This is a genomic window from Pedobacter agri PB92, assembly GCF_000258495.1.
Taxonomy (GTDB): Bacteria; Bacteroidota; Bacteroidia; order Sphingobacteriales; family Sphingobacteriaceae; genus Pedobacter; species Pedobacter agri.
In genome coordinates, this window is the sequence record NZ_AJLG01000186.1 from 1 (window position 1) to 9,129 (window position 9,129).

Consider the following 9,129-nt stretch of genomic DNA (forward strand, 5'->3'; position numbering starts at 1 on the left):
AGGCACCTATGAAACGTATGCTTCGAATTTAGAAAAAGAGGCTTTAGAAAAAGCTAAAGCAGAATGGACAAAAAAGATGATTAACATTCCTGCACCTGCATTTTCACTGGTTAACTTAAAAGGAGAGAAGGTTAGCCTGTCGGATTTTAAAGGTAAAGTGGTTATTTTAGATTACTGGGCAACCTGGTGCGGGCCTTGTGTCGCTTCTTTCCCGGGTATGCAGAAGGCGCTTGCTAAGTATTCAACTAACCCAAATGTGGTGTTTCTGTTTGTTAACACATGGCAAAACGAGGAAAACAGAGAAAAAGTTGTGACTGATTTTGTTGCGGAGAAAAAGCTGAATTTTAATGTTTTGTATGATACTAAAAACGCTAAAGATCCATCAAAATTTGATATTGTAAGTGCTTACAAAGTAGACGGCATTCCAACCAAATTTATCATTGATGGCGATGGAAATATTAGATTTAAAGCCATTGGTTTTTCTGGTTCGGATGACGGTGTAGTAAAAGAAATTGATTCAATGGTTGGTTTGTTATTACCGAAAGAAACCAGTAAATAATAAAAAATGGGTTCAGTGTATTCCATACTGAACCCATTTTCTAATAATCTATCCTCATAGCCGAATCACCCCATAATTTAAACGCTTCCATTGCTTCATCCCGCATCATTTGTACTACAGGTAAGGAACGTTTTTCCATAGGCTTATCCAGCTCATCATAAATAAATTTATCGCTAAACCCAATATTTTCAGCATCAACCTTAGTGTTGGCATAATAGATGGTTTCAATTCTCGACCAGTAAATTGCGCCCAAACACATTGGGCAGGGCTCACAGCTGGTGTAAACTACGCAGCCACTTAAATCAAAAGTATTTAACTCCTGGCAGGCCAATCTAATTGCCGAAACCTCTGCATGGGCGGTAGGGTCATTGGTTGAGGTTACTTTATTTGCAGAGCCTGCAATAAATTTCCCGTCTTTTACAATAACAGCCCCAAAAGGTCCGCCGATGCTCTCAGTAACGTTTTGTACAGATAGCGCAATGGCCATTTTCATAAACTCTTCGTGTTGTTTGTTATTTTCCATCTTAAAATTTAGCAACAAAAAAAATGCCCCGATTAACGAGGCATTCCTATTTAAGTTATTTTCTTATTTCTTGGTGTATTCTGCATTTAATCCTTTGATCACTTCTGATGTTACATCTAATGTTTCATCAGCAAATAAGATTGCGCTATTACCTTTAGAATACGTTAGCACCATTTTGTAACCTTTCTCTTTAGCATAGCCTTTCAAATAGTCGGCTACTTTATCGTAAAGTTTTTCGTTTTCAGTAGCTTGCTCATTTTGTAAAGCTGCACCAGCATTTTGTTGGTAAGCTTGTAACTCCTGTTGCTTACGTCCTAAACGTTCCTCAGTCGATTTACGTTGATCGGCTGATAAAGTTTGCGCAGATTGTTGATATTGAGCTAATTCTCTTTGGAAAGCCTGACCTTTAGCCTGCATATCTGCCTGAGCATTTTTGGTTTTGCCTTCAAATTTCACTTTCAAATCTTTGAAATACTCATATTTCGTTAATAACGAATCTGAATTAACATATACAATTTTCTCGCTAGGCGCTACTGGTGCAGTGGTGCTATCTGTTTTTTTAGTTTCAGTTGTTTTAGCTTCTTTGTTTTGACATGCAGAAAATGCTGTAATCAATGCAGCTGTAGCAAATAAACCAAAGGTTTTAAAGGTTCTTCTTTCCATTATTGTTTAATAAATTTTAGCAAAGATAAAAATGATAATTAAGTATGCAATAATACTTTTGATGCATAAACTTTTCAATAATAATCGTTTACCGTTTCCTTAACGGAGTTTAGCTGCATATTATTATTTGGAAAGCAAATGCAGTGATTTATTTCAACTGTAACTCCCGCTAGTCGCTTTACTACACAAACAGCTGGAAAAAAGCTGTTTGCTCCGTGTTCGCTTTTATCGGGTTTAAATGGCTCAGCTAGTGCTTCTATTTGCAGTCGCAATGATGCAAATACATCAAACGTTCTTGCGAAATGAAAAAACAATTATTTTTCAACTGAGGAAACGTTCCGATCGGCCGTTTTATAAATGCAGGGGTTCGTAGAACATGCAGTTGTTGTTCATCTCCAGATTAAAAGCTTTGCTGCTTCTCATCTGGAGGCTTCATTTAATAGCCCAGATATTTAATCCAAGCGTTCTATAGGAATCTTTGATCAGTTGATGTCACCCATTTTAGCAATCTTATTGCTACCTAAATCCTATTGAATTCAATCCCGATTTCTTGGGATTTATGGAAAGCAGGAGTAAGCCATGATTTAAAGGCAGGTTTTGCTTTTCAAACCTCCTTTAATGAGCCGAAAGGCAGCTATTTTCTAATCTATCAACAGGTCAAAACTTATCCACATATTAGTGTATATGCCAAAATTTCCGTATTTTTGATACTTATAGTTTTTAATTAATATATGAGCGAAGAACAAGATTTAAAGTCAAATTATTCGGCAGATAATATACAGGTTTTAGAAGGTTTAGAAGCGGTGCGTAAGCGCCCTTCGATGTATATAGGTGATACTGGTGTGAAAGGTTTACACCATTTAGTGTACGAGGTTGTAGATAACTCAATTGATGAGGCCTTAGCTGGTCATGCAGATACGATTGATGTTCGGATTTTAGAAGGAAACTCAATAAGAGTTGAAGATAACGGTCGTGGTATTCCAACCGGTATTAATAAAAAAGAAAATAAATCGGCGCTTGAAATCGTAATGACGGTTTTACACGCAGGTGGTAAATTTGATAAAGATACCTATAAGGTTTCTGGTGGTTTACATGGTGTGGGGGTAAGTTGCGTGAATGCATTATCCACGCATTTAAAAGCGGAAGTTCACCGTGAAGGTAAAATCTGGATGCAGGAATACAACATTGGTAAACCATTATACGATGTTAAGGAAACTGGTGTTACTGATAAACGTGGTACCATTGTAACTTTCAGTCCTGACGCTACTATTTTTACGCAAACAACTGAATATAAGTACGATACGTTAGCAGGTCGTTTGCGTGAATTAGCATTCCTAAATAAAGGCATCACCTTAACATTAACTGATGAACGTGAAGTGTTGGAAGATGGATCATTTCTATCTGAAGTATTTCATTCAGAAGGTGGCTTAAGAGAATTTGTGAAGTTTTTAGATGGTACCAGAGCATCTTTCCTTCCTGATCCTGTGTATATCGAAGGAATCAAAAACGGTATTCCGGTTGAACTGGCTTTCCAATACAATGATAGTTATTCTGAAAATGTTCACTCATACGTAAACAACATTAATACCCACGAAGGTGGAACACACATTGCTGGTTTCCGCAGGGGTTTAACACGTACTTTAAAAGCTTATGCTGATAAGTCTGGTTTGTTGAAAAACCTGAAGATGGAAATCACTGGTGATGACTTTAGAGAGGGTTTAACGGCAGTAGTTTCAGTAAAAGTTCAGGAGCCGCAATTTGAAGGGCAAACCAAAACTAAACTGGGTAACAGTGAAGTAATGGGTGCAGTTGATGTTGCAGTGGGTGAGGCTTTGGGTATTTACCTGGAAGAAAATCCGAAAGAGGCCAAGATGATTATCAATAAGGTAATTTTGGCAGCTACAGCCCGTGCTGCGGCTCGTAAAGCCCGCGAAATGGTTCAGCGTAAGAGTGTGATGGGCGGTTCTGGTTTGCCAGGTAAACTTGCCGATTGCTCTGACAGTGATCCTGAAAAATGTGAAATTTATTTAGTAGAGGGTGACTCGGCGGGTGGTACCGCTAAACAAGGTCGTGATAGAAATATTCAGGCTATTTTACCTTTGAAAGGTAAAATTTTGAATGTTGAAAAAGCGATGGAGCACAAAATTTACGAAAATGATGAGATTAAAAACATGTTTACAGCTATTGGTGTGAGCATTGGTACACCAGAAGATGATAAGGCATTAAACTTAACTAAACTGCGTTATCACAAAATCGTAATCATGACGGATGCTGATATCGACGGTTCGCACATCACAACCTTGATTTTAACTTTCTTCTATCGTTATATGAGGGCGCTGATCGAAGCTGGATATGTTTATATTGCTTCGCCACCACTTTATCAGGTTAAAAAAGGAAAAGAGTTCGAATATTGCTGGAACGATGTACAACGCGATGCGGCTGTACAACGTTTAAAAGGAGCCGGTAAAGAAGATAGCGTACACATTCAACGTTATAAAGGTTTGGGTGAGATGAACGCAGAGCAACTTTGGGATACAACATTAAATCCTGCTACCCGTACTTTATTGCAGGCAACTATCGAAAGTGCAGCAGAATGCGACCATACTTTCTCAATGTTAATGGGTGATGAGGTTGCGCCACGCCGCGAATTTATTGAGCGTAATGCTAAATATGCTAAAATTGATGCTTAATTGAGCTAAAGCTTAGGATAAAGCTATTTTTACAAACCTTTTCAAGCTATTAGTTTGAAGAGGTTTTTTGTTTACAAAGCTAATTCGTTTTCTTAAGAAGATATTTATAAGAGGTTCCTGCTGGAATATTTGAACGGAGCTGCTTGATCAATACCAAATTATCACCATCGGTTTGAATTTGATATTCACCGCTTAAAATTAAACTCCAATCAAAATCTGCTGTCCAGAAATTCTGATCTTCAAAATGGGCGATATCTCCATTAACATTATAAATTCCTGAACCACCACCTGGTCTGGCTGGATCAGGACTTATTTTGTACTTTCCTTTCTCAAATAATATCGCAATAGGGTAGGTGACTGGTATTTGATAAGTGCTGGAAGTTACTTGTAATATGCCCGAGTAGTTGCCGTCAGAAATTTTTAATAAACTATTGTTTTTCTTGCAGCTGCTTGAAAAAAGCAACAATAGCGTCAATATTGGTAGATAATTTTTCATTTTGATCAGTTTAATGTTAAAACGAAAATTAGGTCTCAATCGCTACACGCTAACCGAGATCCAATCAGTTCCTTGTGTTGCTGTTAAAAATTCAGTTCTTGGTTCTAAGTTTAAATAAGGGTAAGTCACCTTCGAAAGATAAAGGCCGGTAGGATGTGCCGGATCAAGCGTTTTTGGGGTTTCCAAATTAATAAGAAGGTTTTCAAATTCATCAAGCGACAATTCGCCTTGCCCAATTTTGATCAGTTTCCCCATTAGAATTCGGATCATCTTACTTAAAAAACGATTGCTCGCAATATGAAAACGTATCCTGTCGGCTTTTGCATTTACAAACAGATCGGCTTCCATCACATTACAGATTGTATGCTCGTATTTGTTTGGCTGTGTACAAAAAGCCCGATAGTCTTTATATTTTGGTAAAAGATCGACAGCTTTTTTCATGTTATTCAGATTGAATTCGGTTTCCAAATAAAACGAACTTTGATTGGCCAGAAACGGATCTTTGTAGGTATGGAGAAAATAATCATACTTGCGTTGAACTGCATCGAAGCGGGCATGAGGCAAGCCATCCATTTGAATGATGTCGAAAATGGCGATGTTCTGCGGTAAAGTTTTATTTAACCGGTAGAGTAAATCGAAATCAAATTTTGTTTCAATATCTGCATGAAAAAAAAACTGACTGGCATGTACGTGAGCGTCTGTCCTTCCACAGCCGACAATCGGGATATTGGTTTTTAAGATTTTGAAGAGTGCTTTTTCGATAACTTCCTGCACACTTATTGCCCCTGGCTGCTTTTGCCATCCATTATAGTGTTGCCCCTGATAGGCGATGTGGAAGAAATATCTCATGGTTTTAGCTGCAATTTTACGCAAATTTTAGCAGAGCAAATATTTAATCCTAATTTTGTTGACACTAGAAAATAGAATAATGATTTGTCCCTGCGGAACCGGATTGCCTTATGAGCATTGTTGTCAACCATACCATTTAAGAGCGAGTATTGCACCAACAGCTGAAGCCTTGATGCGATCGAGATATTCGGCATTTGTAATGGCAGATTGCGAATATCTTGTTGACACCACTCATGCAAGCAAACGCAAAGGGAATACTAAAGATGCTTATTTGAAAAGTGCAAAAAATACCAGATGGCTTAAGCTTGAAATTATTTCTGCGTTTTTTGATCAGGTAGAATTCAAGGCCTATTATCTAAACAAAAAATTACAGGCAGAGGTTTTGCACGAAAAATCTAATTTCAAACTCGAAGACGGTAAATGGTATTATGTTGACGGGGTTTTCTATTAAAAATCGATATCCAAAGTAATTTCTATTTTACCTGAATTGGTTTGATAAACATCTAGCGCAACCAAGTCCAAAACAAAAATATCAAAAGACTCTTCGGCTACTTTCGATAAGGCTAATAATTTCTCCCTGATTTCAATAAGCAACAGCTTTCTTGAAAATCCTATCGAAGAGTATAAACTAAATGAGGTTGGTGTTGTTATAGGATGATCAATTGAAACGGTAATTTCATGTTCCGGAATCACAACTTCGTCAGCATCTAACAAATTTAATATATCCTCATTGGCCTTGCCAATATTTACCCATGGAATAATTCCGCCATCAACAGAATTTGTAGCGGTAACATTGAAAGTAATAATGTTTTTTAAGTTTTTCGGAAGCTGTTTTTCGTTTTCGGTAATAGCCATGTTTATAATTTTTTCGCCTCGTTCCAATAAATATCCATTTCACTTAAGGTCATATCTGCTAGAGCTTTTCCGTTTTCTTGAGCTTTGCTTTCCAAGTACTGAAAACGTTTGATGAACTTTCTATTTGTTTTTTCCAGCGCATTTTCAGGATTAATATTGATGAACCTAGCATAGTTAATTAAAGAGAAAAGTACATCGCCAAACTCCGCCTCTGCCTGTTCTACATCAATAGCACTGTTATCTGCAACATTAAATTCTGCTTTAAACTCTTGTAATTCTTCTTCAACCTTTTCCCAAACCTGACTTTTATCTTCCCAATCAAAACCAACACCGCGGGCTTTTTCCTGAATGCGTGATGCTTTTACCAATGCCGGTAAAGAAGCCGGAACTCCTGCCAGAACAGATTTGTTGCCCTCTTTTAACTTAATTTGCTCCCAGTTACGTTTTACATCTTCCTCATTTTGCACCTCAACATCTCCATAAATATGAGGGTGACGATTAACTAGTTTATCACAAACGCCATTTAAAACATCAACAATGTCAAAATCATCGGTTTCTGATGCAATTCGTGAATAAAATACCAGATGCATCATCACGTCGCCTAGTTCCTTTTTTATTTCATCTAAATCACCATCTAAAATCGCATCGCTTAACTCATAGGTTTCCTCAATGGTAAGATGTCGCAAAGTTTCCATCGTTTGCTTTTTATCCCATGGGCATTGTGTACGCAAAGTATCTAAAACAGTAAGCAGCCGGTTAAAGGCATCAGCAGGATTATTGGCAGTTGCAGGAATTGGGTTATTAGGCATATTGTAGTATTTATCGAACGCTAAAGTACCAAACCCAAGCCATTAAGAAAAGCTGAAAAGGGATTCTGAACCATAAATATTTTAAACCCGGGCCGGCTTTATATAAATTTTCGTAGTTGATTTTATGTTTTGCGGCATAAATGTTTGCGGGAAGAATGATTAAAAGGAACACAATTAGTGCAATGCCGGTGTAGTAACGTGTATCTTCTAAAGCTAAACCCAAAGCAAAAAGAAGCTCAATAACACCTGTCAGAATTACAATTTCTACTTTTTTGGGTATAAATAGTGGAATCATTGCCGCCATTGAAGTTTTGAACTTAAAGTGGCCAATGGCTGTAAAGAGCAACATCACGCTCATGGCAATGTTACCGGCAAATACATTACCTTTATCAAATGTGCTATGGCTGCCGAAAGCTAACAATGCCACATAAACAATGAGTAAAACGAATAGGGGCTTCATAATTGTGATTCAAAATGCTTAGGCGCCTGATTGTAAAATTACGATATCAGGTTGAAAGCAATTAAAATTGTCGCTACGAAAAGAATTATCAATCCCGATAAAAATACAAAATCAGCAATTTTCTCCAGCTTCTGGCTTTTATTTCTTTCTCTTCGCATGGAGATGAAAGATAAGATACAACTTGTCATAAAACACATCACTGCCGCAACAGCAAATTCATCAATCAGAGAATCATCTACCAGGTTTAGCTTTTTTAAAGATGTAAGCACGATGAAACATATCCCAAGTAAATTGGCAGATGTACTTAAAATATGAGGCGACCTATTTTCAGGCATCAATTAATCTTTTTCCTCTAATTTAATTTTTTTTGTTGATGCGGTAAACGCGTTTCTTTTTCTCGGGTTTATGTTCTTCGCCCATTAAAATGCCCCATGGCTTTAGTGTATCCACACGATCAAAAATAATTTTAAGCATAGCCAGGTAAGGAATACATAAAAACATACCCGAAATGCCCCAAATCATTTCGCCAACTACAATGCCAATAAAAGCAAACAAAGCATTTATTTTCACTTTAGAACCTACTACAAGCGGCATCAGGATATTTCCATCTATCGCATGCACACCAATAAAAGCAATCAAAACCAGCAGCACTTTGCCGGCACCAGCAGTAGCAAAAGTGATTAAGCAACTTACCAATAAGGCAAAAAATATTCCCAGATATGGAACCACATTGAAAATGCCGGCAACTAAGCCTAACAAAACAGCATATTTAACACCCAACAAACTTAAAACGGCTATCATTAAAACCGTTACAATTAGCATTTGTAAAAATAAACCGATGATGTATTTTTTAATGATATATTGAATCTGACTAACAATCTCGGTCACTTTTTCTTTGTGCTCTTCTTTAAAAACCGAAGTTAAAAAGGTAAAAAGCACCCTTCGGTAGTTTAAAATGAAAAAGGTGAATAATAGCGTGAATCCTAAAAATAACAAAGTTGAAGACAATGTTGCCAATGTAGTGGCTACAATGGCTGCACTTGTAGCCAATGCCTTTTCAGTGCTATCGTTTAAATAAGCAAGTTGCTTTTCGGAATTTACGTGGAATGTTTTCGAGATCCATTGCTGCAATTCATGGTAAGAAACATTTGCCTTTTTCTTCAACAGCGGCCAATCTGCCCATAAATCACTCAATTGATTTCCAAAAAATAGATAGTGTGTACGT

The 9,129-nt window shown here is 37.2% G+C and carries 12 protein-coding genes; 4 read left to right on the plus strand and 8 right to left on the minus strand.

The annotated features are described in order from the left end of the window. A partial coding sequence (locus ON09_RS20080) for a TlpA family protein disulfide reductase (RefSeq protein WP_010602863.1) occupies positions 1–559 on the plus strand: 559 nt, incomplete at its 5' end. 40 nt (positions 560–599) lie between these two features. Here the strand turns inward: ON09_RS20080 and ON09_RS20085 are convergent. After that, complete coding sequence (locus tag ON09_RS20085) at positions 600–1,082, minus strand: nucleoside deaminase (RefSeq protein WP_010602864.1); 483 nt, start codon at positions 1,080–1,082, stop codon at positions 600–602. Between the two features lie 63 nt (positions 1,083–1,145). Further along, on the minus strand, positions 1,146–1,745 hold the full coding sequence (locus ON09_RS20090) for an OmpH family outer membrane protein (protein ID WP_010602865.1): 600 nt from the start codon (positions 1,743–1,745) through the stop codon (positions 1,146–1,148). A 731-nt stretch (positions 1,746–2,476) separates the two neighbouring features. Between ON09_RS20090 and gyrB the strand changes: the two genes are divergently transcribed. Continuing rightward, positions 2,477–4,435 (plus strand): DNA topoisomerase (ATP-hydrolyzing) subunit B, encoded by a 1,959-nt coding sequence (gene gyrB / locus ON09_RS20105; RefSeq protein WP_010602867.1) that lies wholly within the window; start codon positions 2,477–2,479, stop codon positions 4,433–4,435. A 79-nt stretch (positions 4,436–4,514) separates the two neighbouring features. On the opposite strand, the gene ON09_RS20110 is transcribed toward gyrB, so the two are convergent. Then, positions 4,515–4,931 carry a hypothetical protein gene (locus ON09_RS20110; RefSeq protein WP_010602868.1) on the minus strand — a complete coding sequence of 139 codons (417 nt, stop codon included), beginning with the start codon at positions 4,929–4,931 and terminating at the stop codon, positions 4,515–4,517. A 42-nt stretch (positions 4,932–4,973) separates the two neighbouring features. Then, positions 4,974–5,780 (minus strand): tRNA pseudouridine(38-40) synthase TruA, encoded by an 807-nt coding sequence (gene truA / locus ON09_RS20115; protein ID WP_039843013.1) that lies wholly within the window; start codon positions 5,778–5,780, stop codon positions 4,974–4,976. Positions 5,781–5,859: 79 nt separating this feature from the next. Between truA and ON09_RS20120 the strand changes: the two genes are divergently transcribed. Beyond that, positions 5,860–6,231: a YchJ family protein gene (locus ON09_RS20120; protein WP_010602870.1), complete on the plus strand. Its 372-nt coding sequence runs from the start codon at positions 5,860–5,862 to the stop codon at positions 6,229–6,231. Here the strand turns inward: ON09_RS20120 and ON09_RS20125 are convergent. Genes ON09_RS20125 through ON09_RS20135 form a run of 3 tightly spaced genes read right to left on the minus strand, consistent with a single transcriptional unit; the run spans position 6,228 to position 7,904 of the window. Then, a complete protein-coding gene (locus tag ON09_RS20125; RefSeq protein ID WP_010602871.1) occupies positions 6,228–6,635 on the minus strand; it encodes a hypothetical protein in 408 nt (135 codons plus the stop codon). The genes ON09_RS20120 and ON09_RS20125 overlap by 4 nt on opposite strands. Positions 6,636–6,637: 2 nt before the next feature. Beyond that, complete coding sequence (mazG, locus tag ON09_RS20130; RefSeq protein WP_010602872.1) at positions 6,638–7,444, minus strand: nucleoside triphosphate pyrophosphohydrolase; 807 nt, start codon at positions 7,442–7,444, stop codon at positions 6,638–6,640. Positions 7,445–7,454: 10 nt separating this feature from the next. Further along, positions 7,455–7,904, minus strand: coding sequence for a DoxX family protein (locus ON09_RS20135; protein ID WP_010602873.1), 450 nt, complete (start codon positions 7,902–7,904; stop codon positions 7,455–7,457). A gap of 51 nt (positions 7,905–7,955) precedes the next feature. Between ON09_RS20135 and ON09_RS25285 the strand changes: the two genes are divergently transcribed. Beyond that, positions 7,956–8,219, plus strand: coding sequence for a hypothetical protein (locus ON09_RS25285; RefSeq protein WP_157259026.1), 264 nt, complete (start codon positions 7,956–7,958; stop codon positions 8,217–8,219). Positions 8,220–8,261: 42 nt separating this feature from the next. Here the strand turns inward: ON09_RS25285 and ON09_RS20145 are convergent. After that, the coding region (locus ON09_RS20145; RefSeq protein ID WP_010602875.1) for an AI-2E family transporter at positions 8,262–9,129 on the minus strand (868 nt) is incomplete at its 5' end.

What these genes read in the sequence shown, in the direction of transcription:
- ON09_RS20085 (WP_010602864.1), bottom strand. Translation starts at nt 1,082, where the DNA reads ATGGAAAATAACAAACAACACGAAGAGTTTATGAAAATGGCCATTGCG.
- ON09_RS20090 (WP_010602865.1), bottom strand. Translation starts at nt 1,745, where the DNA reads ATGGAAAGAAGAACCTTTAAAACCTTTGGTTTATTTGCTACAGCTGCA.
- gyrB (WP_010602867.1), top strand. Translation starts at nt 2,477, where the DNA reads ATGAGCGAAGAACAAGATTTAAAGTCAAATTATTCGGCAGATAATATA.
- ON09_RS20110 (WP_010602868.1), bottom strand. Translation starts at nt 4,931, where the DNA reads ATGAAAAATTATCTACCAATATTGACGCTATTGTTGCTTTTTTCAAGC.
- truA (WP_039843013.1), bottom strand. Translation starts at nt 5,780, where the DNA reads ATGAGATATTTCTTCCACATCGCCTATCAGGGGCAACACTATAATGGA.
- ON09_RS20120 (WP_010602870.1), top strand. Translation starts at nt 5,860, where the DNA reads ATGATTTGTCCCTGCGGAACCGGATTGCCTTATGAGCATTGTTGTCAA.
- ON09_RS20125 (WP_010602871.1), bottom strand. Translation starts at nt 6,635, where the DNA reads ATGGCTATTACCGAAAACGAAAAACAGCTTCCGAAAAACTTAAAAAAC.
- mazG (WP_010602872.1), bottom strand. Translation starts at nt 7,444, where the DNA reads ATGCCTAATAACCCAATTCCTGCAACTGCCAATAATCCTGCTGATGCC.
- ON09_RS20135 (WP_010602873.1), bottom strand. Translation starts at nt 7,904, where the DNA reads ATGAAGCCCCTATTCGTTTTACTCATTGTTTATGTGGCATTGTTAGCT.